This is a genomic window from Pseudomonas sp. TSO6 (genome assembly GCF_056098905.1).
Genome location: NZ_JBLZWV010000061.1, coordinates 138,468 through 162,390, shown reverse-complemented (window position 1 = coordinate 162,390; position 23,923 = coordinate 138,468). Strand labels below are relative to the sequence as shown.

The 23,923-nt window shown below is 65.5% G+C and carries 22 protein-coding genes; 17 read left to right on the top strand and 5 right to left on the bottom strand.

Annotation, left to right across the window (positions count from 1 at the left end; all coding sequences use genetic code 11):
* Window positions 1-111 precede the first annotated feature (111 nt).
* Together ACN6NG_RS23995 and tadA are read left to right on the top strand one after the other, a co-directional pair.
* Window positions 112-1,494, top strand: a complete 1,383-nt coding sequence (locus ACN6NG_RS23995; protein ID WP_474316593.1) for a multicopper oxidase family protein — start codon at window positions 112-114, stop codon at window positions 1,492-1,494.
* Window positions 1,494-1,973 (top strand): tRNA adenosine(34) deaminase TadA, encoded by a 480-nt coding sequence (gene tadA, locus ACN6NG_RS23990; protein ID WP_353455772.1) that lies wholly within the window; start codon window positions 1,494-1,496, stop codon window positions 1,971-1,973. Before ACN6NG_RS23995 ends, tadA begins: the two co-directional genes overlap by 1 nt.
* Before the next feature lie 109 nt (window positions 1,974-2,082).
* Here tadA and mltF read toward each other — a convergent pair whose 3' ends face one another.
* Window positions 2,083-3,540, bottom strand: coding sequence for a membrane-bound lytic murein transglycosylase MltF (gene mltF, locus ACN6NG_RS23985; RefSeq protein ID WP_063426464.1), 1,458 nt, complete (start codon window positions 3,538-3,540; stop codon window positions 2,083-2,085).
* 525 nt (window positions 3,541-4,065) lie between these two features.
* Between mltF and purL the strand changes: the two genes are divergently transcribed.
* Together purL and ACN6NG_RS23975 are read left to right on the top strand one after the other, a co-directional pair.
* Entirely contained in the window at window positions 4,066-7,965 is a 3,900-nt protein-coding gene (gene purL / locus ACN6NG_RS23980) for a phosphoribosylformylglycinamidine synthase (RefSeq protein WP_474316588.1), read from the top strand.
* A gap of 3 nt (window positions 7,966-7,968) precedes the next feature.
* On the top strand, window positions 7,969-8,280 hold the full coding sequence (locus tag ACN6NG_RS23975) for a YqfO family protein (protein ID WP_063426468.1): 312 nt from the start codon (window positions 7,969-7,971) through the stop codon (window positions 8,278-8,280).
* A gap of 6 nt (window positions 8,281-8,286) precedes the next feature.
* On the opposite strand, the gene tatC is transcribed toward ACN6NG_RS23975, so the two are convergent.
* Genes tatC through tatA form a run of 3 tightly spaced genes read right to left on the bottom strand, consistent with a single transcriptional unit; the run spans window position 8,287 to window position 9,532 of the window.
* Window positions 8,287-9,012 (bottom strand): twin-arginine translocase subunit TatC, encoded by a 726-nt coding sequence (tatC, locus tag ACN6NG_RS23970; protein WP_474316586.1) that lies wholly within the window; start codon window positions 9,010-9,012, stop codon window positions 8,287-8,289.
* Complete coding sequence (tatB, locus tag ACN6NG_RS23965; RefSeq protein ID WP_049276340.1) at window positions 9,009-9,299, bottom strand: Sec-independent protein translocase protein TatB; 291 nt, start codon at window positions 9,297-9,299, stop codon at window positions 9,009-9,011. The genes tatC and tatB overlap by 4 nt, the downstream gene beginning before the upstream one ends.
* On the bottom strand, window positions 9,299-9,532 hold the full coding sequence (gene tatA / locus ACN6NG_RS23960) for a twin-arginine translocase TatA/TatE family subunit (RefSeq protein WP_016501257.1): 234 nt from the start codon (window positions 9,530-9,532) through the stop codon (window positions 9,299-9,301). Before tatA ends, tatB begins: the two co-directional genes overlap by 1 nt.
* Window positions 9,533-9,677: 145 nt before the next feature.
* Here tatA and gspK point away from each other — a divergent pair, with 145 nt between their 5' ends.
* Complete coding sequence (gspK, locus tag ACN6NG_RS23955) at window positions 9,678-10,643, top strand: type II secretion system minor pseudopilin GspK (RefSeq protein WP_474316583.1); 966 nt, start codon at window positions 9,678-9,680, stop codon at window positions 10,641-10,643.
* A gap of 367 nt (window positions 10,644-11,010) precedes the next feature.
* On the opposite strand, the gene ACN6NG_RS23950 is transcribed toward gspK, so the two are convergent.
* Window positions 11,011-13,086: a PhoX family protein gene (locus ACN6NG_RS23950; protein WP_474316580.1), complete on the bottom strand. Its 2,076-nt coding sequence runs from the start codon at window positions 13,084-13,086 to the stop codon at window positions 11,011-11,013.
* 224 nt (window positions 13,087-13,310) lie between these two features.
* On the opposite strand from ACN6NG_RS23950, the gene ACN6NG_RS23945 reads away from it, so the two are divergent.
* The 12 genes from ACN6NG_RS23945 (at window position 13,311) to ACN6NG_RS23890 (ending at window position 23,914) form a co-directional block, all read left to right on the top strand.
* Window positions 13,311-14,951 (top strand): bifunctional UDP-sugar hydrolase/5'-nucleotidase, encoded by a 1,641-nt coding sequence (locus ACN6NG_RS23945; RefSeq protein ID WP_474316578.1) that lies wholly within the window; start codon window positions 13,311-13,313, stop codon window positions 14,949-14,951.
* The gene (locus ACN6NG_RS23940; RefSeq protein ID WP_016501253.1) at window positions 14,948-15,373 is read left to right on the top strand and encodes a type II secretion system protein XcpP; all 426 of its coding nucleotides are present in this window, start codon (window positions 14,948-14,950) and stop codon (window positions 15,371-15,373) included. The genes ACN6NG_RS23945 and ACN6NG_RS23940 overlap by 4 nt, the downstream gene beginning before the upstream one ends.
* Before the next feature lie 3 nt (window positions 15,374-15,376).
* Window positions 15,377-17,143: a type II secretion system secretin GspD gene (gspD, locus tag ACN6NG_RS23935; RefSeq protein WP_474316574.1), complete on the top strand. Its 1,767-nt coding sequence runs from the start codon at window positions 15,377-15,379 to the stop codon at window positions 17,141-17,143.
* Window positions 17,143-18,591 (top strand): GspE/PulE family protein, encoded by a 1,449-nt coding sequence (locus ACN6NG_RS23930; RefSeq protein ID WP_474316571.1) that lies wholly within the window; start codon window positions 17,143-17,145, stop codon window positions 18,589-18,591. The genes gspD and ACN6NG_RS23930 overlap by 1 nt, the downstream gene beginning before the upstream one ends.
* Before the next feature lie 3 nt (window positions 18,592-18,594).
* Window positions 18,595-19,797 (top strand): type II secretion system inner membrane protein GspF, encoded by a 1,203-nt coding sequence (gspF, locus tag ACN6NG_RS23925; protein ID WP_474316570.1) that lies wholly within the window; start codon window positions 18,595-18,597, stop codon window positions 19,795-19,797.
* Between the two features lie 17 nt (window positions 19,798-19,814).
* Window positions 19,815-20,249: a type II secretion system major pseudopilin GspG gene (gene gspG, locus ACN6NG_RS23920; RefSeq protein WP_016501249.1), complete on the top strand. Its 435-nt coding sequence runs from the start codon at window positions 19,815-19,817 to the stop codon at window positions 20,247-20,249.
* A gap of 2 nt (window positions 20,250-20,251) precedes the next feature.
* The gene (gspH, locus tag ACN6NG_RS23915) at window positions 20,252-20,689 is read left to right on the top strand and encodes a type II secretion system minor pseudopilin GspH (protein ID WP_063426485.1); all 438 of its coding nucleotides are present in this window, start codon (window positions 20,252-20,254) and stop codon (window positions 20,687-20,689) included.
* Window positions 20,686-21,054 (top strand): type II secretion system protein GspI, encoded by a 369-nt coding sequence (locus tag ACN6NG_RS23910; protein WP_353455762.1) that lies wholly within the window; start codon window positions 20,686-20,688, stop codon window positions 21,052-21,054. The genes gspH and ACN6NG_RS23910 overlap by 4 nt, the downstream gene beginning before the upstream one ends.
* A gap of 157 nt (window positions 21,055-21,211) precedes the next feature.
* Window positions 21,212-21,802: a prepilin-type N-terminal cleavage/methylation domain-containing protein gene (locus ACN6NG_RS23905; RefSeq protein WP_049275605.1), complete on the top strand. Its 591-nt coding sequence runs from the start codon at window positions 21,212-21,214 to the stop codon at window positions 21,800-21,802.
* Window positions 21,799-22,875, top strand: a complete 1,077-nt coding sequence (gene gspL, locus ACN6NG_RS23900; RefSeq protein ID WP_353455760.1) for a type II secretion system protein GspL — start codon at window positions 21,799-21,801, stop codon at window positions 22,873-22,875. The genes ACN6NG_RS23905 and gspL overlap by 4 nt, the downstream gene beginning before the upstream one ends.
* Window positions 22,872-23,258: a type II secretion system protein GspM gene (gene gspM / locus ACN6NG_RS23895; RefSeq protein WP_016501244.1), complete on the top strand. Its 387-nt coding sequence runs from the start codon at window positions 22,872-22,874 to the stop codon at window positions 23,256-23,258. The genes gspL and gspM overlap by 4 nt, the downstream gene beginning before the upstream one ends.
* On the top strand, window positions 23,255-23,914 hold the full coding sequence (locus ACN6NG_RS23890; protein WP_474316565.1) for a hypothetical protein: 660 nt from the start codon (window positions 23,255-23,257) through the stop codon (window positions 23,912-23,914). The genes gspM and ACN6NG_RS23890 overlap by 4 nt, the downstream gene beginning before the upstream one ends.
* Window positions 23,915-23,923: the final 9 nt, after the last annotated feature.

The window sequence follows — 23,923 nt, the reverse complement described above, 5'->3', positions numbered from 1 at the left end:
CTGTGACAACACTTCACTTAATCTTTCCCATTTGCAGGTGTATCGTATTCGCCCTTCATCGCCAGCCACTGCTGGCAGCTTGATTGCGCAGAACACGAGGTACCCGCACCGATGTCCTTCACCCGTCGACAAATGCTCAAGGGCCTGACCGGCCTGGTTGTGGTTGGCCTGGGCGCCGGTGGCGCGGCGCGTTACTGGCTGGGCAAGGTCGAAGACGACAACGCCGGGCATGACTACGAGCTGATCGCCGCGCCCTTGGACGTCGAGCTGGTGCCGGGCTTCAAGACCGAGGCCTGGGCTTTTGGCCCCTCGGCACCGGGCACCGAGTTGCGAGTGCGCCAGGGCACCTGGTTGCGGGTACGGTTCATCAACCACCTGCCGGTGGAAACCACCATCCACTGGCATGGCATTCGCCTGCCGCTGGAAATGGACGGCGTGCCCTATGTGTCGCAACTGCCGGTAAAACCGGGCGAGTACTTCGACTACAAGTTCCGCGTGCCGGACGCCGGCAGCTACTGGTACCACCCGCATGTCAGCAGTTCCGAAGAGTTGGGGCGCGGCCTGGTCGGCCCGCTGATCGTCGAGGAGCATGAGCCCACCGGGTTCCAGCATGAGCGCACGTTGAGCCTGAAAAACTGGCATGTGGACGAGCAGGGCGCCTGGCTGCCTTTCAGCATCCCTCGCGAGGCGGCGCGCAATGGCACCGCAGGGCGCTTGATCACCATCAATGGTCAGGCCGGCTCGGTCACCGAGCTGCCGGCTGGCCAAGTGGTGCGGGTGCGCCTGCTGAACCTCGACAACACCTGGACGTACCGCCTGAACCTCAAGGGCAACTGCGAGGCGAAAATCTATGCCCTCGACGGCAATCCGGTGACCCCGCGACCACTGGAGGACGAGTACTGGCTCGGCCCCGGCATGCGCATCTGCCTCGCCATCCGTATTCCCGAGGCAGGCGAGGAGATCTCCCTGCGCGATGGTTTCGTGCGCCTGGGTACCCTGCGTTCGGTGGCCAGCAATGACGCGCCGAGTGACTGGCCGCCAGCGCTGCCGCCCAACCCGATCGCCGAGCCGGACCTGGAGAATGCCGAAAAGCTCAACTTCAATTTCGAGTGGGCGGCCAGCGTCTCGGTCACCCCAGACCCGGACAAGCCGTCGAGTATGTGGCAGATCAACGGACAGGCCTGGGATATCACCGACAAGACCTGCGCCGACCGCCCCATCGCCACGTTGAAAAAGGGCAAGAGCTACATCTTCGAGCTGAAGAACATGACCCAGTACCAGCACCCGATCCACCTGCATGGCATGAGCTTCAAGGTGATCGGCTCCAACCGTCGCGACATCAAGGAGCCGTGGTTCACCGACACCTACCTGCTGGGCAAGAACGAGCGCGCACAGGTGGCACTGGTGGCGGATAACCCGGGCACCTGGATGTTCCATTGCCACGTCATCGACCACATGGAAACCGGCCTGATGGCCGCGATTGCGGTGGTCTGATGCGCCCGCAGATCATCGATCGCAGCCGCGATCAGGAATTCATGCGCCTGGCCCTGGCCCTGGCCGCCGAAGGTGCGGCGCTGGGCGAGGTGCCCGTGGGGGCGGTGCTGGTGCAGCATGGGCAGGTGATCGGCCAGGGCTTCAACCGGCCGATCATCGACAGCGACCCCAGTGCGCATGCCGAGATGGTGGCCATCCGTGCTGCGGCGAAATCGGCCAGCAATTACCGCCTGCCCGGCAGCACCCTGTACGTGACCCTGGAACCGTGCAGCATGTGCGCGGGGCTGATCGTGCATTCGCGGGTGATGCGCGTGGTATTTGGCGCACTGGAGCCCAAGGCAGGCATTGTGCAGAGCCAGGGGCAGTTCTTCGGCCAGGGGTTCCTCAACCACAGAGTGATGGTGGAGGGCGGGGTGTTGGCGCAGGAGTGCGGGCAGATCCTCAGCGACTTCTTCAAGGCCCGCCGGGCCAAGGCTTGACCTGAACCGGCCACTTCGCGGGCATGCCCGCTCCACAGGAATATCAACTCCCTTGGGGCTGTGCTGTACCTGTGGGAGCGGGCGCGCCCGCGAAGAGGCCGGTTCAGGCCTACATCGGCGGTGACTGTTCCGCCGGCTTGGTCTTGTTGACCCCGGGCACATGCAGGTTGCCCTCGGCCACCTGGCCCTCGAGCTGCGGCTGGGTCACCCAGGTGAGGATGTCGTAGTAACGACGGATGTTGGCCACGAAGTGCACCGGCTCGCCGCCACGGGCATAACCGTATTTGGTCTGGCGATACCACTGCTTCTGGGACAGGCGCGGCAGCATCTTCTTCACGTCCAGCCACTTGTTCGGGTTGAGCTTCTCGCGCTTGGCCAGGGTACGGGCGTCTTCCAGGTGGCCACTGCCGACGTTATAGGCAGCCAGGGCGAACCAGGTGCGGTCCGGCTCCTGGATACTGTCGTCCAGCTCGGCCTTGATCTTCATGAAATACTTGGCACCACCCTGGATGCTCTGTTTCGGGTCCAGCCGGTTGGACACACCCATGGCCTGGGCGGTGCGCTGGGTCAGCATCATCAGGCCGCGAACACCGGTCTTGGAGGTGACCTCCGGCTGCCACATCGATTCCTGATAGCCGATGGCGGCCAGCAGACGCCAGTCCACCTGCTCGACCTTGGCGTAGCTCTTGAAGTGCTTTTCGTACTTGGGCAGGCGCTGTTGCAGGTGCTGGGCGAAGGTGTAGGCACCCACATAACCCAATACGTCGACATGGCCGTAATAGCGGTCTTTCAGGCGTTGCAGGGTGCCGTTCTTCTGCGCCTTGTCGAGAAATTCGTTGATTTCGTTGAGCAGGCTGTTGTCTTCGCCCGCTGCCACTGCCCAGCGCTGGTCGCGGGTGTCGCCCACGTCGAAGGCCACGCGCACGTTGGGGAAGTACACCTGGTTCATCGCCAGCTCGTTGGAGTCGACCAGGGTCAGGTCGATCTGCCCTTCGTCGACCATGCGCAGCAGGTCGACCACCTCCACGGCATCCGACTCTTCATATTCCAGGCCGGGGTTCTGTTTTTTCAGCTCGGCCAGCAGGTCGGCATGGCTGCTGCCTTTGAGCACCATGATTTTCTTGCCGACCAGGCCCTTGGCATTGGTCGGGCGCGGGCGGCCGTTGCGGTAGATGACCTGCGGGGTCACTTCCAGGTACGGGTGCGAGAATTTCGCCTGGGCCGTGCGCCGCTCGCTGCTGACCAGGCCGGCGGCTGCCAGCACCGGGCCGGAGGGTTTGCCGAGGTCGTCGAACAGCTCATCGAGGTTGTCGGCAGTCTCGATCTCCAGCTTCACCCCGAGATCGTCGGCGAAATGCTTGACCAGCTCGTACTCGAAACCGGTTTCGCCGTTGCGATCCTGAAAGTAGGTGGCCGGGCTGTTGCGGGTGATCACGCGCAGCACGCCATCCTCCTTCACGCGCTCGAGGGTGCTGGGTTTTTCAACGCAGGCACCGAGCAGCAGAAAGAGTCCGGTTGCGAAAAGCCATTTGGCGCAACGCTGGCGCAAAGCAGTGTGGGCGAACATAGGTTGCAGTATACGCAAAGGACCGGTTCAACCATATCTCGACAACTGTTAGCTTGTCTGGTAGCGGGTTTTGTGGTTTGAGGGGCTTGACTGGCGATGTGTGGCGCCTGCGAGATCGAGCGCCGCCCGCGCGGCGCATCGCGACGCAAGGCCGCTCCCACATCTGTTTCGGGCCAATCTCTCCTGAGATACCGGCGCGCGCCCTTGTTTGCTCCCTTCGATATCGACGATATCGCTGCTGCCGCTCCACCTGCCTGCAGCCATGCGCCAAGGGTGCGCGCGTCAAAGGCACAGGAGTAACTGGCCCGAAACAGATGTGGGAGCGGCCTTGCGTCGCGATGCGCCGCGCGGGCGGCGCTCGATCTCCCAAGCGCTGCAGAACCCAAGGCGAACCCCTCGGAAATCTGACCCAAAAGTCCGGTTACGCCGCCCGGCAGCCGTGGCGTAGAGCGGGTGCCGAAAGCCATCGAATTAGGCTAGAATGCACGGCCTCTAAGCACACCCCTTCCTGAGGCTGTCCCGACGATGTTGATCCTGCGCGGCGCTCCTGCCCTTTCTGCCTTTCGCCACGGTAAATTACTCGAGCAACTGAGCCAGAAAGTACCCGCTGTTACTGGTTTGTATGCCGAATTCGCCCACTTCGCCGATGTCGACGGCGAGCTGACCGCCGACCAGCAGCAGGTGCTGGGCCGTCTGCTCAAGTACGGCCCGAGCGTGCCGGTACAGGAGCCGACCGGCCGCCTGTTCCTGGTCGTGCCGCGGTTGGGCACCATTTCGCCGTGGGCCAGCAAGGCCAGCGACATCGCCCACAACTGCGGCCTGCAGTCGATCCAGCGCCTGGAGCGCGGTATCGCCTACTACGTGGCCGGCACCCTGAGCGACGCTGATGCCGCACTGATTGCCGCCGAGCTGCACGACCGCATGACCCAGCGCGTGCTCGGCCAGCTGGAGCAGGCATCCGACCTGTTCAGCCACGCCCAGCCCAAGCCGATGACCTCGGTGGACATCCTGGGCGGTGGCCGTGAAGCCCTGGCCCAGGCCAACATCGACCTGGGCCTGGCCCTGGCCGAAGACGAGATCGACTACCTGGTCGCGGCCTTCCAGAACCTTGCGCGCAACCCGAACGACATCGAACTGATGATGTTCGCCCAGGCCAACTCCGAGCACTGCCGCCACAAGATCTTCAACGCCAGTTGGGACATCGACGGCCAGGACCAGGAAAAAAGCCTGTTCGGCATGATCAAGAACACCTACCAGATGCACAGCGAAGGCGTGCTGTCTGCGTACAAGGACAACGCCTCGGTGATCGTCGGCAATGTTGCCGGCCGCTTCTTCCCGAACCCTGAAACCCGCCAGTACGGCGCGGTGCAGGAGCCGGTGCACATCCTGATGAAGGTCGAAACGCACAACCACCCGACCGCCATCGCCCCGTTCTCGGGCGCTTCCACCGGCTCTGGTGGCGAAATCCGTGACGAAGGTGCTACCGGCCGTGGCGCCAAGCCCAAGGCTGGCCTGACCGGCTTTACCGTTTCCAACCTGCGTATCCCGGGCTTCGAACAGCCGTGGGAACAGGCTTACGGCAAGCCAGAGCGTATCGTTGACGCCCTCGATATCATGATCGAAGGCCCGCTGGGCGGTGCTGCGTTCAACAACGAATTCGGTCGCCCGGCCCTGACCGGTTACTTCCGTACCTTTGAGCAGTCGATCAACACCCCGCACGGCGAAGAAGTGCGCGGCTACCACAAGCCGATCATGCTGGCCGGTGGCATGGGCAACATCCGTGAAGACCACGTGCAAAAGGGCGAGATCACCGTCGGCGCCAAGCTGATCGTGCTCGGCGGCCCTGCCATGCTGATCGGCCTGGGCGGCGGCGCCGCTTCGTCGGTGGCGACCGGTGCCAGCTCGGCTGACCTGGACTTCGCTTCGGTACAGCGCGAAAACCCTGAAATGGAGCGCCGTTGCCAGGAGGTCATCGACCGCTGCTGGCAGCTGGGCGACAACAACCCGATCGCCTTCATCCACGACGTCGGCGCGGGCGGTATCTCCAATGCCTTCCCGGAACTGGTCAACGACGGTGGCCGTGGTGGCCGCTTCGAGCTGCGTAACGTGCCCAATGACGAGCCGGGCATGGCCCCGCACGAAATCTGGAGCAACGAATCGCAAGAGCGTTATGTGCTGGCTGTCAGCGCGGTCGACTTCGAGCGTTTCCAGGCCATCTGCGAGCGTGAGCGTTGCCCGTTTGCCGTGGTCGGCGAAGCGACTGAAGAGCCGCACCTGACCGTAAGCGACAGCCACTTCGGCAACACGCCTGTGGACATGCCGCTGGACGTGCTGCTGGGCAAACCGCCGCGCATGCACCGTTCGGTTACCCGCGAAGCCGAGCTGGGCGATGACTTCGACCCGAGCGAGCTGGACCTGGACAACGCCGTCCAGCGCGTACTGAACCACCCGGCCGTGGCCAGCAAGAGCTTCCTGATCACCATCGGCGACCGCACCATCACCGGCCTGGTTGCCCGCGACCAGATGGTCGGCCCTTGGCAGGTACCGGTCGCCGACTGCGCCGTCACCGCCACCAGCTTCGACGTCTACACCGGTGAAGCCATGGCCATGGGCGAGCGCACCCCGCTGGCGCTGCTGGATGCCCCGGCGTCCGGGCGCATGGCGATTGGCGAAACCCTGACCAACCTGGCGGCTTCGCGCATCGAGAAGCTGTCCGACATCAAACTGTCGGCCAACTGGATGTCCGCTGCCGGCCACCCGGGTGAAGACGCCCGCCTGTACGACACCGTCAAGGCTGTCGGCATGGAGCTGTGCCCGGAGCTGGGCATTACCATTCCGGTCGGCAAAGACTCGATGTCGATGAAGACCAAGTGGAGCGATGAGGGTGGCGAGAAGAGCGTCACCTCGCCAATGTCGCTGATCATCACCGGCTTTGCCCCGGTCACCGACATCCGCAAGACCCTGACCCCTGAACTGCGCATGGACAAGGGCGAGACCGACCTGATCCTGATCGACCTGGGCCGTGGCAAAAACCGCATGGGCGCCTCGATCCTGGCGCAGACCTACGGCAAGATCGCTGCCCAGGCACCGGACGTCGACGACGCCGAAGACCTCAAGGCCTTCTTCGCCGTGATCCAGGGCCTGAACGCCGACGGCCACCTGCTGGCCTACCACGACCGTTCCGACGGCGGCCTGGTCACCACCGTGCTGGAAATGGCCTTCGCCGGCCACTGCGGCCTCGACCTGCAACTCGACCCACTGACCGACAACCGCAAAGACGTCCCGGCCATCCTCTTCAACGAAGAGCTGGGTGCGGTCATCCAGGTTCGCCAGGATGCCACCCCGGACGTACTGGCACAGTTCAGCGCCGCTGGCCTGGGCGAAGAGTGCGTCGCGGTGATCGGCAAGCCGGTCAACAACGCCGAAGTGTCCATCAGCCTGAACGGCGAAGTGCTGTTCGACGACGACCGTCGCATGCTGCAGCGCCAGTGGGCCGAGACCAGCTACCAGATCCAGCGCCTGCGCGACAACGCTGACTGCGCCGACCAGGAATTCGACCTGCTGCTCGAGGAAGACAACCCGGGCCTGTCGGTCAAGCTGGGCTTCGACGTCAACGACGACATCGCCGCGCCGTACATCAAGAAGGGCGTGCGCCCGCAAGTGGCCATCCTGCGTGAGCAGGGCGTCAACGGCCAGGTCGAGATGGCAGCCGCCTTCGACCGCGCCGGTTTTGCCGCCATCGACGTGCACATGAGCGACATCCTGGCGGGCCGTGTCGACTTCGAGGCCTTCAAGGGCCTGGTCGCCTGCGGTGGCTTCTCTTACGGTGACGTGCTGGGTGCCGGTGAAGGCTGGGCCAAGTCGGCGCTGTTCAACGCTCGTGCCCGGGACGCCTTCCAGGCCTTCTTCGAGCGTACCGACAGCTTCGCCCTGGGCGTGTGCAACGGTTGCCAGATGATGTCCAACCTGCACGAGCTGATCCCGGGCACCGAGTACTGGCCGCACTTCGTGCGTAACCGCTCGGAGCAGTTCGAGGCACGCGTGGCCATGGTCGAGGTGCAGAAGTCCAACTCGATCTTCCTGCAGGGCATGGCCGGTTCGCGCATGCCAATCGCCATCGCCCACGGTGAAGGCCATGCCGAGTTCGCCAACGAAGCGGCACTGCTGGAAGCCGACGTTTCCGGTTGCGTGGCCCTGCGCTACGTCGACAACCACGGCAAGGTCACCGAAGCCTACCCGGCCAACCCGAACGGCTCGCCGCGTGGTATCACCGGCCTGACCAGCCGCGACGGCCGTGTGACCATCATGATGCCGCACCCGGAGCGTGTGTTCCGCGCCGTGCAGAACTCCTGGCGCCCGGATGAGTGGCAGGAAGATGCCGCGCTGATGCGTATGTTCCGCAACGCGCGGGTGTGGGTGAACTAAGGCGTGTACAAGCTCGCCTTCTTCGTCCCCGCCAGCCACGTCGAAGTGGTCAAGGTCGCTGTGTTCGCTGCGGGTGGCGGGCGCATCGGTGACTATGACCACTGTGCCTGGCAAACCCTGGGCCAGGGCCAGTTCCGCCCGTTGGACGGCAGCCAGCCGTACCTCGGGCAAACCGGCCAGGTCGAGGTGGTGGAGGAGTGGAAGGTAGAGCTGGTGGTGGCTGACGACCTGATTGCCCAGGCCGTCGCTGCGCTCAAGCAAAGCCACCCGTACGAGACGCCAGCCTATGAGGTCTGGCGGCTCGCCGAGTTCTAGACCGCATCAAGGCCATCGCCGGCAAGCCAGCAACCCCAACTCGAACAGCACCCACATCGGCACCGCCAACATCGTCTGCGAAAACACATCCGGCGGCGTCAGGATCATCCCCACCACAAAGCACCCGACGATCACGTAGGGCCTGCTGCGCCTCAGTGTGGCTACATCTGCCAACCCCACCCAGACCACGATGAACGTCGCCACCGGGATCTCGAACGCCAGCCCGAACGCCAGGAACAGCGCCAGGATGAAGTCCAGGTACTGGCTGATATCGGTCATCATCGCCACGCCGTCCGGCGTTACGCTGGCAAAAAAGCCGAACATCATCGGGAACACCAGAAAGAACGCGAACGCCATGCCGGCATAGAACAACACGATGCTCGACACCAGCAGCGGCAAGGCAATGCGCCGCTCTCGGCGGTACAGCCCCGGTGCCAGAAAACCCCAGGCCTGGTGCAGCAGTAGCGGCATGGCCACGAACAGTGCGCACATTGCGGTCAGCTTGAAGGGTGTCAAGAACGGCGAGGTGACGCTGGTGGCGATCATGCTCGTGCCTTCCGGCAAAAAGCGCCGTAGCGGCTCGGATATGAGCGTGTACAGCGTCTGGGCGAAAGGGAACAGGCCGGCGAACACCACTGCTACCAGCGCCAGGCAACGCACCAGGCGTTTGCGCAGGTCGCGCAGGTGTTCGGTCAGCGGCATGCTGGCCGCCGGGTCCATGGCAATACTCATGAGGCGTTTTCCTTGGGCAGCGTGACGGTGGCCGCGTCATTGGCCGGCTCCGTGTTCAGGCTGATGCCTTGGCGGATCTCCTGTTCCAGGCGCTGCAAGGGTGCGCTGTCGAGGTTGGGCAACTCGATCTCGCGCTCTACCTGCGTGCGCAAGGCATGCATGGCCCGGCGCGCCTGGCCCAGGCCGCGGCCAAGGGTGCGCGCTGCCACCGGCAGGCGCTCCGGGCCCAACACCAGCAGCGCGACGACGCCAACCAGCAGCAGCTCGCTGAAGCCTACCTCGAACATCAGGCCTGACGGTCCGCTTGAGGCTGCTGCGTGGCCTGGCCGGTCAGTGGGGCCTGTTGCTGAACCTGCGCCTGGCCAGGTGCGTTGGCGTCAGCGTCGCCGCCCATGGACTTGCGAAAACCCTGGATCGCCTCGCCCACATCGCTGCCCAGGCCCTTGAGGCGCTTGGTACCAAACAGCAGAAATACGATCAGCAGTACGATCACCAGTTGCCAGATTCCAATGCCACCCATTGCGACCACTCCTATAAGGTCATGAAAAGGAACGGCAATCCTGCCTCGTGTAGATGACGTGCACATGACGAACGGGCATTGCCATCTACCTGCAACACGCCGCGTGTTGACTGGCGTCTTTATTCCACGAGCGAGGCACGCACGGATGGGTGGCAGGCAACAGCAGGGTGCGGCCCTGCTGATGGTGATGGTGGTGCTGGCAATGCTGGCGGCGGGCATGGCCTGGCTGGTGGAAGATGGCCGGCGCCAGGTGGATGAAGTGCGCCTGCTGCGCCAGCGGGTGCAGGCACGGGCCATGGAGCAGGCTGGCCTGGCCTATGCCGGGCAGGCCCTGCGCGACCCAGCCTGGCGGCTTAGCCCGCTGTTTTGGCAGGCCTTGCGTGGGCAGCCGCTGAACTACGATTTTGGCGCCGGTCACGCGCAACTGCGGGTGCGCGACCAGCACACCTGCTTCAACGTCAACGCGCTGCTGGGCGCCGATGGCGAGCGTGCCGAACGCCAGTTGCGCTACCTGCTGGGCGACGACATGGCTGCCGAGCGCCTGGTCGATGCGCTGGCCGACTGGCTCGACGCCGACAGCGACACCCGCCTGCAGGGCGCCGAAAGCGCCCAGTACCTGCGCCAACAACCGCCGCGCCTGGCGGCCAACCAGCCGATGCTCGACACCAGCGAGCTGAACCTGCTGCTGGAGCCGGACGCCGCTCGCCAGGCTCGTTATCCGATGCTCTGCGCCTTGCCCCAGGTCACCGGCTGGCGCCTGAACGCCAATGCGCTTGGGCTGGAGCACCTTCCGTTACTGGAGGCGCTGTACGAAGGGCGTTATTCGCGGTCGTTGCTCAGCCGCATCATCAGCGGGCGGCCGGCGTCGGGGCACGTGGATGCGGCCGCGTTGCGCCAGGCGCTGGGGGCGGTGGATGACGAAACGTTTGAACGGCTGAGTGAGGGTTTGCTGCTCAACAGCGGGTACTTCCTGCTGCAGCTGTCGTTCGAGGAAGAGGGGCGGGCGATACGCAGCGAATTCCAGGTGGAGGCGCTAGGGGTGGTGCAATGGCATGCCCGGGTGCCGGCGCAGCAAGTGCGGGTACGTAGCCGGGAGCCGATGGCCTGGTAGGGCTTGAGATTGCCGGGGCTGCTGTGCAGCCCTTTCGCCGGCAAGCCAGCTCCCACAGGAAACCATGGTATTCAGAGGCTGTGTATCCCCTGGCTCCCGCAGGAAACCTCGATATTCAGAGGCTGTGTATCCCCTGGCTCCCACAGGAAACCACGATATTCAGAGGCTGTGTATCCCCTGGCTCCCACAGGAAACCACGATATTCAGAGGCTGTGTATCCCCTGGCTCCCACAGGAAACCATGGTATTCAGAGGCTGTGTATCCCCTGGCTCCCACAGGAAACCAAGGCATTCATGGCCTGTGATATCCCTGTGGGAGCTGGCTTGCCGGCGAAAGGGCCGCAAAGCGGCCCCTGTACGCTGGACGATCAGGCAGTCCCGATCTCCCCGCCATCATTGCGCTGAATCACTACCGTCGAAGCCCGCGGGCGAACGGTGGCACCAGCCGGGGTCGCATCGGTAGCCTTGTCGGTATACGGCCAGTTCCCCGGGTGCTGAATGTTGACGAACAGCGTCTTGTTGTCCGGGGTAAAGGCAATCCCGGTCACTTCGCACTCATTCGGCCCAACAAAGAAGCGGCGCAGGTCCACCTGGTTCTGTGCGTTCACCGGCACTTGCTTGCCGGTGGCATCCACCAGGTCGGTGGGGATCACCGCCAGCAACTGGTCGTTGGTGTAATCGGCGAGGGTACTCTCGCCGTTGTCGGTCTCGAACCACAGCACGCCACGGCTATCGAAGCTCATGCCGTCGGGGCTTGCGAACTGGTTCAGTTCGGTCAGGCCGGAACGGTTGATGTCGGCAGTACCGGCGGCGTTTGCGCCGAACACAAAGATGTCCCAGTTGAAGCTCAACTGGTCGTCGCTGTCGTGCCAGCGAATGATGTGGCCGTGGCGGTTCGGGCCGCGCGGGTTGGCCGCGTCGACCTTTTCCGGGGTGCGCGCGCTGTTGTTGGTCAGGGTCAGGTACACGTCGCCGTTCAGCGGGTTGACCGTCGTCCATTCCGGGCGGTCCATCGGCGTTGCGCCCACGGCATCGCCAGCCCCACGGGTGTTGAGGATGATGCCTGGCAGGTCACCATACAGCGCACCCAGGGTGCTGCCACCCGTGGTTGCAGTGGCCACGTCCAGCAGCAGCCATACGCCGGTGCCATCGGCATTGAAGCGCGCCACATAGAGCTTGCCCTGGTCCAGGTACTTGGCGCCGGTGGCCAGGCGGTCGGCCGGGTTGGCATCGGCGGCATCCCACACAGCGGTGGACACCCACTTGTACAGGTACTCGTTGTTCGAGTCGTCACCCATGTACCACACCAGCGGCTTGCCCGCGACTGGCAGGCCTGGGGCACAGCCCTCGTGGCGGAAGCGGCCCAGCGCGGTGCGCTTGGTGGCCAGGGTGCTGCTGTTGTACGGGTCGATCTCGACGATGTAACCGTAGGTGCTGGCTTCGTTGCGGTAGTCGTCGGTGGCGCTGGCGCCCTTGACGGTCACGTCGAAACGGGTGAACTCGTCGGCCACTTCGGTGCTGTCACCGGCAGCGCTTTCCCACTTGTACTGGCCGCTGGAGGTGCCCACGCCAATACGGCGCTGGTCTTCGGGGCGGGTGCCCTTGTTGACGAAGATGCCCGGCCAGTTCTCTTCACAGGTCAGGTAGGTGCCCCACGGGGTGTAACCGTTGCCGCAGTTGTTGTTGGTGCCGCGGCAGTGGGTACCGGCGGTGGAGTACTTGGTCTTGACGTGGTCGGTGCCGCGCAGCGGGCCGGTGATTTCCATGCGCGAGGCAGTGGTGAAGCGGCGGTTCAGCGGGTCGTTGTCGACTACCTGCCAGCGGCCGCTGACTTTCTTCAGGCGCACCACGCCAGCCCCATGGGCGTTGATTTCCTTGCGCACCTCCTCGACCGGGCGCTTGCCGTTGACATCGGTGGTCGGGCCGGCCGGGTGCAGGGCGGCGGCGTCGATGTACTCGAAGTTGATCGCCAGCAGGCCGTCTTCCGAACTGCCGTTGATGGGGAAGAAGTGCATGCCGTCATGGTGCATGCCCATGGCGTTGGCCTGGTCGGTCGAGGTGTTGCTGCCGTCGGGCTTCCACGGGTTGGCGTTGCTGTTCAGCGGCGTGCCCCACGGCGCCAGCACGTAGGCGCTGTAACCGGCGGCAACGACACAGGCGTCGGTGCGCGAGCCCGGGATGGACTGGAAGCCCAGTGCCAGTTGTGGCACCTCCGGCTCGGTCACAGGCGGCTCGGTCACCGGTGGCTCGGTGACCGGATCATCGTGATCGGAACCACCACCGTCGAAGCAGCCTGTCAGGCCGGTACCGGCAATCATGGCGATGGCGGCGCCCAGGCTGCCGCGCATCACGCTGCGGCGGCTGAGGTAGGCGTCCATGACGTTGGCCATCGGCATGTTGGCGCTGTGGTTCCGGTCCAGGTTGTCGCCGGTATCTCGACTCATCAGGGTGTCCTTGTAATGGCTGAGTTAGAGGAACCCGCGACTTTAGTGAGGAAATATGATGATTGATTGGCAGAAATGTTAAGGGGTTTTTAAAACGACTCGCTCTTAGAAGGTCTTCTGACAGATCAATTTGGAATGTCTGTCGGATTTCTGCCATCAAACTGTAATGCCAACGCCGCAACATCCGGGGCCCTGAATGAATGTGGAAAAGGACGGCGGGTGCGATGGCGAGCAGTGTGCACAGGCGCGAAGTGATCGGCTGGATGGGTGTCGGGGCATTGGCACCGCTGCTCGGCGCCTGTTCTGCCTTCCCAAGGCAGCAGGGCGGCAACGCCCGGCTCGACCTGTTGTACGTGGCCGATACGCTCGATGCCCGCCAACCCGGCCAGGCCGTGGTGCCAGCGACCCGCCTGGGGCCGGTCAGCCACTTGGGCCGCGCGCCGTGGATGACCGGCAGCAGCGCCAGCCTTGCCTACCCGCAACTGGCACCGCTGCTCGATGCCAGCCAGGCAGCCGCCGCGCAGCTGGGCGGCTATGCGGTGCTGGCGGCACTGCTGGAGCAACTGCGCGGCGAGGCCGGCGCAGGCAACAGCCTGACCCTGGAGAATGGCCAAGGCTGGAACGGCAGTGGCCTGGCCTACCTGACCCAAGGCGAAAGCGGGGTGCAGGGCAGTCAACTGCTGGGCACCGAAGCGCGGGTCAGCAGTGACGAGCGTGTGCTGTGGCCACAACGCAGTACCGGGCTGTATCGCCAGGCTGGCGCCGTTACCCTCGGCGCAGGCCTGGCGGACGCGCAACGCAAAGCCCTGGGCCTTGAAGCCTTGCACGTCTTCGAGCGCGGCGGTGCACGGATTGCCGTGGTCGGTGTTACCGACCCCTATGCCCAGGACCAGAAAGCCTCCCTCAAACTGTGGTACCAGTCGCTGCAGCCGGTGTTCGAGCAGGCCCGGCGCGAGGCCGACCTGGTGGTGGCCATGGCCGATGTCGGCACCGGCCCCGGGCTGTGGCTGGCCGAGCGGGTGCCGCAAATCGATGTGCTGTTGTGCGCCCGTGGCCAGGACCTGTGGCCGGCGCCCGTCGAGGTAACCCAGGCCAGTGGTCGGCGTGTGCCGGTGCTGTTTGCCGGTTGCCGGGGCAGCGGTGCCTTCCGCCTGCGCTGCCAGCGCGTGGCCGGGCTGTGGCAGTTCGACGGGCGTTTCTTCCCGGCCTTTGCACAGCAACTGGCGCCAGCCGCGCAGCTACGTGTCGGGGCATTGCAGGCACAGCTGCACCAGCAACGTGGCAGCCACGCGGCATGGCTCGACCAGCCGCTGGCCCGCGCGCCACAGGCCTTGTGGCGCCGTGATACCCGTGGCGGCAGCTGGGACCGCCTGCTGCATCAGGCCTTGGCCGATGACAACGGCATGCCCGTGCTGTTGCCGGGCCTGCGTTACGACTACCCGCTGCCCACAGGTGCTTCGATCACACGTGAACACCTGATCAGCCTCACCGGTGGCTACCCGGCACCGGTGGTCGAAGCGCCGGCCCGGCAGGTGGAACAAGTGCTGGAGAACGCTGCAGAGCAGCTGTTCGGCGATCCGCTGCTGCTCGACAACAGCCAGGACCTGCCGCGCTGGCAGGGCCAGGCCTGGGGTGTCAGCTACAGTCCGCAAGGCAAGCGCATCACTGGGCTGGAGCCGATGCAGGGCCTGTGCCGCACCTTCGGCCTGCAGTTTGAAAGCCAGGCTGGCGAACCCCTGTGGCAACGGGTCGAAGCCTGGCTCGCCCGCCAACCTGGCGACTGGCAACTGGCGCCGCTGCAACTGCCCGAAGTGCGTTACGTGCAGGGGCACCCGGGGTGGCACCCACGGCAGTTGGCCTCGTGACACTCGCCTCGCGCTTGTTCACCGGCGCTGGCCTGACGCTGGCCGGCTGGCTGGCCGCCCAGTGCGTGCTGCAACTGAGCCGCCAGCCGCAACCGGCCATGGTGCCGGCGACGGTCGCCAACCCGCTGCCGGGGCTGATGGTCGGCCACTGGCAAGCGCCCATCGACGACGGTGCCATCGCCATTACCCGCCTGCCATTGCACTACCTCGGCGGCCTCAGGGCGCAGCCGCTGTCTTCCAGTGTGGTGGTGCTGCGCTACGGCGAGCAGGTGCGCACCCTGGCCCGCGGTCAGCGCCTGGCGCCGGGGATCGTGCTGCAGGACATCGACACCGATGGCCTGATTTTCAACAACCAGGGGCGGCGTGAACGCCTGCCCTGGCCGCCACGCCCCGCCGTGACCGGCTTCAAGCGGCAAGGATGAACGATGCCTGTTAGATACTGCGTGGCCGCCGTGCTGAGCCTGGCCCTGGCCGTAGGCCTACCTGAGGCCCGCGCCGAAGAGCCGGTGTTCGATGAAAATGGTACGCCGATGTACGAGGTGAACTTCGTCGACACCGAACTGGGCGAGTTCATCGACAGCGTGTCGCGCATCACCGGCACCACCTTCATCGTCGACCCCCGGGTCAAGGGCAAGGTCACCGTGCGCACCGTCGACCTGCACGACGCCGATGCCATCTACGACATCTTCCTGGCGCAGTTGCGCGCCCAAGGCTACGCCACCGTCGACCTGCCCAACGGCAGCGTGAAGATCGTCCCCGACCAGGCTGCGCGCCTGGAGCCGGTGCCGGTGGAGGCGGGTGGGCAGCAGGGCGAAGGCAGTGACAGCGTGGCGACGCGGGTATTCAACGTGCGCAACGCCGCCAGCGAGCAGGTACTGGGCATCCTCAAACCGCTGATCGACCCACGGGTCGGGGTGATCACACCGTACCCGGCGGCGCACCAGTTGGTGGTGACCGACTGGCGCAGCAACCTGGACCGAATCGCCAGCCTGCTGCGCCAGCTTGACCGCCCCCAGGAAGCACCTGGCAACGGCAGTACCCAGGTCATCTACCTGCGGCACGCCAATGCAGGTGAAGTGGTCAAGGTGCTGCGCGGGCTGAGCCAGGAAGGCATGGCGCCGGCTGAAGGCACGGGCGAAGGCGAGGGCAAGGACAGGCCGGTAATGGCCGCCGCCGGTGGCCCCGGCATTCGCCTGGAGTACGAAGAAGGCACCAACGCCGTAGTCATGGTCGGCCCCGACAGCGAGCTGGCCGCCTACCGCACCATCGTCGAACAGCTGGACATCCGGCGTGCCCAGGTGGTGGTGGAAGCCATCATCGCCGAGGTGTCCGACAGCAGCGCCCAGGAGCTGGGTGTGCAATGGCTGTTTGCCGACGAAAAATTCGGCGCCGGCATCGTCAACTTTGGCAGCAACGGGGTGAACATCGCCAATATCGCCGGGGCTGCTGCCAGTGGTGACAACGAGGCGCTTGGCGACCTGTTGTCCGCGACCACCGGCGCCACGGCGGGCATCGGCCATTTCGGCGGCGGGTTCAACTTTGCCATGCTGGTCAATGCACTGAAGGGCAAGAGCGGCTTCAACCTGCTGTCCACGCCCACCCTGTTGACCCTGGACAACGCCGAAGCGTCGATCCTGGTCGGCCAGGAAGTGCCCTTCGTTACCGGCTCGGTCACGCAAAACAACGCCAACCCGTACCAGACCATCGAGCGCAAAGAGGTCGGGGTGAAGCTGCGTATCAAGCCGCAGATCAACATCGACAACAGCGTGCGCCTGGACATTGTCCAGGAGGTGTCGTCGATTGCCGAGTCCAGCGCGGCCAGCGACGTGATCACCAACAAGCGCGAGATCAAGACCAAGGTCATGGTCGAAGACAATGGCCTGGTCATTCTCGGCGGCCTGATCAGCGACGAGTTGAGCACCAGCAACCAGCGCGTGCCGCTGCTCGGTGATATCCCTTACCTGGGCCGGCTGTTCCGCTCCGATGCCACCAGAAACACCAAGCAGAACCTGATGGTGTTCATCCGCCCGCGCATCCTGCGGGACGGGCCGAGCCTGGCCGGGCTCAGCGAAGACAAATACCGCACCCTGCAGCAGACCACACCGCTGCAACTGCCGGACCTTGCAGAGGGCACGCCGTTGTTGCAGGTGTTCCCCTCCAGCCGCGCACGCCTCGAAGGCGGTGCCTGGTGATGTTGCCGTATCGCCAGGCACGCCAGAGCGGGGTAGCCATGACCACGACGGAACAGGGCTGGCAGCTGTGGCTGCGGCCCGACGCCGACAGTGCCCAGTTGCAGGAACTGCTGCGGGTACATGGCCAGCCCTGCATGCTGGAATACCTGGAACCTGCCGTGTTCGACGAGCGCCTCGGCCAGCTGTACCAGGCTGGCGATGGCGCCACTGAAGCGCTGATCGAAGGCATTGGCGACCAGGTCGACCTGGACAGCCTGATGAGCGAGATGCCGCAGGTCGAAGACCTGCTGGAAAGCGATGACGAAGCCCCGGTAATTCGCCTGATCAACGGCCTGTTCGGCCAGGCGCTGCGCCTGCGCGCCTCGGACATCCATATCGAAACCTTCGAGCAAAGCCTGGTGGTCCGCCTGCGCGTCGATGGCCACCTGCGCGAAGTGCTGCGCCCGCCGCGTGCGCTGTCGGCCATGCTGGTGTCGCGGATCAAGGTCATGGCACGGCTGGATATTGCCGAGAAGCGCCAGCCCCAGGACGGCCGTATTACCCTGCGCGCGGCAGGGCGCGAGGTGGATGTGCGGGTTTCGACCCTGCCCGGCATCCATGGCGAGCGCGTGGTCATGCGTGTGCTCGACAAGCAGGCCAGCTTGCTCGCGCTGGGCAACCTGGGCATGCCGCCCGCGGTGTTGCAGGGCCTGCGCAGTTGCCTGGCGCGGCCCAACGGTATCGTGCTGTCCACCGGCCCGACCGGTTCGGGCAAAACCACCACCCTGTACGCCAGCCTCAACAGCCTCAACGATGGCAGCCGCAACATTCTCACCGTCGAGGACCCGGTGGAATACGCCATCGCCGGCATCGGCCAGACCGCCATCAACCCGCGTGCGGGGCTGACCTTCGCCAGTGGCCTGCGCGCCATCCTGCGCCAGGACCCGGACGTGATCATGCTCGGCGAAATCCGTGACCAGGAAACCGCGCAGATAGCCGTGCAGGCCAGCCTGACCGGGCACCTGGTGCTGTCCACCCTGCACACCAACAGTGCCGTGGGGGCGGTGACCCGCCTGCGCGACATGGGTATCGAGCCGTTCCTGATTGCCTCGTGCCTGCGCGGTGTGCTGGCCCAGCGGCTGGTGCGGCGTTTGTGCAGTTGCGCCGTGGCGCACCCGCTGCAAGCTGCCGAGCGTGACCTGTGGCCAGAACTGACGGCGCTGGGCAGCAGCTACCACGCGGTGGGTTGCGAGCAGTGCCAGGGCAGTGGGTATGTCGGGCGCCTGGGCCTGTACGAATTCATCGAACTGGATGCCGGGCTGATCGGCCTGCTGTATGACGGCGCCAGTGAACAGGCCATGCAGGAGTACCTGGCCGGGCGCCGACAGAGCCTGGTCGCAATGGCCAGCGACTGCCTGGCCCGTGGCGAGACCAGCCTGGCCGAAGTACTGCGTGTGGTGCAGGGCTAAACCATGCCGACCTATCGCTACGTGGCCGTCGACCTCGCCGGCAAGACCCGCAAGGCCAGCGTGCAGGCTGACAGTGAACGCCATGCGCGTCAGTTGCTGCGCGATCAGGGGCTTTTTGCCCGCCAGTTGCAGCGCCAGGACAGCAGTAATCGGCAACCCCGGCGACAGCGTTTGAGCCGTGCCCAACTGTGTGAACTGACCCGTCAGCTGGCCACATTGACCGGTGCCGGCATCCCCTTGGTCGATGCCTTGGGCACCCTTGAGCGTCAGTTGCGTCAACCTGCCCTGCACAGTGTGCTGGTGGCCCTGCGTGGCTCCCTTGCCGAAGGCCTGGGCCTGGCCCGCAGCCTGGCGCGCCAGGGGGCGCCATTCACTGGCTTGTACTGCGCGCTGGTCGAGGCCGGCGAACGCTCCGGGCGCCTGGCACAGGTGCTGACCCGGCTGGCCGATCACCTTGAACAGGTGCAACGGCAACAGCACAAGGCGCGTACTGCGCTGATCTATCCCACCGTACTGATGGGCGTATCGCTTGCCGTGGTCGTAGGCCTGATGACTTTTGTCGTGCCCAAGCTCACCGAACAGTTTGCCCACGCCGAGCAAAGACTGCCGCTGATCACCGCGTTGCTGATCGGCCTGAGCGAGGGGCTGGTGCAGGCCGGGCCCTGGTTGCTGGGCCTGGCGCTATTGATGGGCGTGCTCGGCACCTTGCTGTTGCGCAAGCCGCACTGGTGCCTGCGCCGCGACCAGATGCTGCTGCGCCTGCCTCGTATCGGCAGCCTGTTGCAGGTGCTGGAAAGCGCACGCCTGGCACGCAGCCTGGCGATTCTCAGCGGCAGTGGCGTAGCCCTGCTCGAAGCCTTGCAAGTAGCTACCGAAACGGTCGGCAACCGGCGCATCCGCCTGGCCATGGAGCAGGTCCGCCAGCAAGTGCAGGGCGGCACCAGCCTGCACCGTGCGCTGGATGCCAGCCAGCAATTCCCACCGCTGCTGGTGAACATGGTCGGCAGCGGCGAGGCCAGCGGCACCCTGGCCGACATGCTTGAGCGCGTGGCCGACGACCAGGAGCGTGGCTTTGCCCGCCAGGTGGATACCGCCATGGCGCTGTTCGAACCCCTGATGATCCTGGTGATGGGCGCCGTGGTGCTGTTCATCGTGCTGGCGGTGCTGCTGCCGATCATGCAACTCAACCAGGGCCTGCAACTGTGAATACAAGGAGTACTGCCATGCAGCATCAACGTAACCGCCAGCGCGGTTTCACCCTCATGGAAATCATGGTGGTGATCTTCATCATCGGCCTGCTGATCGCCGTGGTCGCGCCCAGCGTGCTGGGCAACCAGGACAAGGCCATGAAGCAGAAGGTGATGGCCGACCTGGCCACCCTGGAGCAGGCGCTGGACATGTACCGCCTGGACAACCTGCGCTTTCCCAGCACTGAACAGGGCCTGGCCGCGCTGGTGAAAAAGCCGAGCCAGGAACCGCTGCCGCGGGCCTGGCGCAGTGACGGCTATGTGCGCCGCCTGCCGGAAGACCCATGGGGCACCCCGTACCAGTACCGCATGCCCGGTGAGCATGGCCGGGTGGATGTGTATTCGCTGGGTGCCGATGGCCAGCCGGGCGGTGAAGGCCAGGATGCCGACCTGGGTAACTGGGCGCTGTAAGGGTGAGCCGTCAGCGGGGCTTCAGCCTGGTCGAGTTGCTGGTGGTGCTGGCCATCGCCGGCCTGATGACGGGGCTGGCAGTGGCCGGGCTCGGCAGCGGCCAGGCGCGTGTCGATCAGGCCCTGCAACGCCTGGCCAGCGAAACCCGGGCCCAGGCGGCGCTGGCCCGGCATGTGGGGCAACTGCGTGGGCTGCGCTGGAATGGGCAGCGCCCGGAGTTCGTGCGGCGTGAGGGGAATGCCTGGGTGGTCGAGGCGGCCGGGCTTGGCGACTGGCCCAAGGGCCTGCACCCGGACTGGCCCGCCAGCCCGCAGCCCCACTTGCTGTTCACCCCGCACGGCTGGGCACAGCCGGGCAGCGTGCGCTGGCGCTGGGCCGATGGCAGCCAGCAATGGGCGTGGGGCCGCGATGGGCGCTTGCAGGTGGCGGTCGCGCCATGAAGCAACGTCAGCGTGGCTTCACCTTGCTGGAGGTCACTGTGGCCTTGGCGATTGCCGCCGTGCTGGCGGTGATCACCAGCCAGGTCCTGCGTCAGCGCCTGGCCGTGCAGGACAACCTGCAACAACACCGCCTTGGCCTGTTGTGTGCCCGTGAACTGCAAACACGTTTCGCCGTCGAGCAATTCTGGCCTTCTGCCAATCAGGTGAAGGGTGAACTGAGCCAGGGTGGCCAGCCGTGTCATTGGCAACTGCAATTGCGCCGCACTGGCGTGCGCGACCTGCGCCGTGGCGAACTGCAATTGTACGCCGACCACGACCAGCGCCTGCCGCTGGGCCAGTACACCGTGTTTCTGGAGCGCCCATGAAAAGCTCGCCACAACTCCGCGGACCCGGTAGGAGCAGCCTCGTGCTGCGAAGAGGCCAGTGTGGCCACAGCAAATCTGCCAGTCATTCCGGCCTCTTCGCAGCACAAGGCTGCTCCTACAAAGGTTCTGTGCAGGCATTGAACCCGAGCATCAATACATGAAGCGCCGCCAGGCAGGCCTGACCTTGATCGAACTGATGGTGGCCCTGGCCCTGACTGTCCTGCTCGGCATCATGCTCGCTGCGTTGGTCAATGGCTGGATGAAGGTGCGCGAGCGCCTGCAGGTGACCACCCAGGAAACCTCGGTGCTGGACTTCTGCCTGGCCCTTGAGCGGCGTTTCGATAGCCCGGTGCTGCGCCGCGTCTACGACCAGCGCCTGCCCCTGGCCAGCCGCTGGCTGGACTGGCAACCGGCAAGCAACCAATTACAGTGGGTCGCCACCACCGGCCTGCCGGAAGCCGAAGGTGGCTCGCGGCTGCAACGCCAGCGGCTGCGCTTCGAGGCCCGTGAGCAGCGCCTGCTGCTGGAAAGCTCGGTCGACCTGTACGCCGCCGCCACGCCCCGCTGGGTCCAGCGCGAGCGGCTCGACCGGGTTGGCGCCATGAACGTCCTTTATTACCAGGGCGGCCAGTGGCTGGCCTGGCCTTCTGACCAACCTGCGCACCCCGGCCGTGGCGTGCGTCTGGAACTGCAGCGTGATGGAGCACCCTATGTCTGCACCTTCGCCCTCCCGTGGGGGCGCTCATGAAATTTGAATGGCGACGGGGCGCACCTGCTCAACCGTGGTTGTTGCTGCGCCCGGGTGTTGTCTGGCACTGGGCGCTGGCCGAGGGCGGCATCGTGCAAAGCCAGGGGCAGGGTGAGCCACCGGCAAACCTGCAAGCCCGGGTTGCCCTTGTTCTGCCTGCCGAGGCCTGTAGCGTCTTCCACGTGCCTGCCCCACCCGGGCTCAAGCGTGAGGAGTGGCCGTTGTTGCTCGAAGACCGCTTGCTGCAACCGCCGGACGAGGTGACCTGCGCCTGCCTGGCCCGTCAGCCCGGCCACCTTCGCTTGCTGGTGGTGGCGCGTCAGCAACTGGACGACTGGCGCGCGCAGTGTGGCGTATGGGGCTTGCAGGTAGAACGTTGCTGGGCAGAGTTGCAGTTGCTGCCCAGGCCTGAGGCAGGCAGTGCCTGGCATTGGCAGCGAACGCCCGGCATGTCCTTGTACAAAGGGCTGGCCGAGGACGAGCAGGAGCATTGGCTGGCATGGCCGCAAGCACTGGGTGAAGCGCCGCAGCAACCCTGGGCACACATGCAGAGCGTGCCACTGAGTGGCGACTGGCCAAGCACGCTGGCACCGCTCGACGCGATGCCCGGCCTGTTCGAGCGCGCTCGCAAGGTACCTTCGTTGCCCATCGTTTCACGCCCGCAGCAACGCCTGTTGGCCGCCTGCCTGGTACTGGCGGCAGTCTGGGGTGGGCTGTGGTTGAACCAGCAGTGGCGTCAGGCACAACTCTGGCGCGCCCAGGTGTTTGCCGTGACGGGTGAGCAGGCCAGCCCACGGCACGCCGCGCAGGCCCTAAAACGCCTGCGGGAAAGCGAGCTTCAGCAGCAAGTACGCACCCGCCAGCTCGAAGACCTGCAGGCAGCCTTGCAGGCCTGGCTGCGCGATCACCCCGGCTGGCGCCTGCAGGCGGTGCGCTTCGATGGCCAGCGCTGGCACCTGCGGCTAGAGGGCGACGGCGCCACGCCACCCTGGCAAGACATGGCCAACGCTGCCGGTGCTGCCGTACAGGTACAAGGTGGCGAAGTGGTGTTCGACTTGGGAGCCGCCGCATGAACCAGGACTGGATGCAGCGTCATCGGCTGAAGTTCGCCTGGTTGCTGATTGCGTTGCTGCTGGCTGTTCTGGCCCTGCGCGAGGGCTTGGCACAATGGCGCGAGGTCAGCCAGTGGCGGGGGCTGGCAGAACAAGCCGCAAGCCTGCATGGCGGCCCGGGCTTGAGCCTGGAGCGCCTGAAGCAGTCGGCCGAGGCGCGACGGGTCGTACTGGCCGAGGTCGATGTGCAAGGCAAGGCCTGGCAACTGCGTGGCCAGGTGGCCGATGAACGGGTGCTGCAAGGCTGGTTGCAGTCCCTGCATGAAGAGGGCGTAACGCCGCTGCAATGGGGGCTGGAACAGGATGGCAAGGCGTTGCGCTTCGACCTGGTGGTGCAGCCATGAGCCGTAAAGGTGTGGCGTGGGTGCTGCTGGTTTTCGGCCTGACCCTGCTCGTTGAGTTACCCGCCGCCTGGGTGGCTCGCGGGGCAGGTGTGCCGCTGCGGGATGCCAGTGGCAGCCTGTGGCAGGGCCAGGCGCAACAGTTGGGGCCGGTGGGGCCTCTGCGCTGGTCGGTGCAGCCTTGGCGCTTGCAGGCAACTGCACAGTTGGGGTTTCAGGGGCAGGCCTGGCAATTGCGCGCCGAAGGCTGGCCGTGGCGCTGGCGGGTGGAGGCAACGGCGATGGGCGCCCAGGCGACGGTGGCCACGGATTACCGCTTGGCCGGGCTGTGGCAGGGCGCAGTCCGCATGCAGGGGGCAGGGCGCCAATGCCTGGGCAGCGAGGGCCGTGTAACGGTGACCGACCTGGCGCTCAGCGAACCGTGGTCACTGGGCCTGGGGCAGGGCTGGCTGGAAATGGACTGCCGCAGTGGCTGGCGCCTGCGGGGGCAACTGGCGCAACAGGGGCAACATGAGCTGTTCGTGGATGCTGACCTGCCAGCGCGGCGGGCCCAGGTGGTGTTCGAGCTGCAACCAGAGGCGGCGTTGGTGCCCTTGTTACGAGGTGCGCAGTGGCTGGGGCCGCAGGCGTTGGCAGGGCAACGCGAGCTGCGCTGGTAAGCTGTGGGA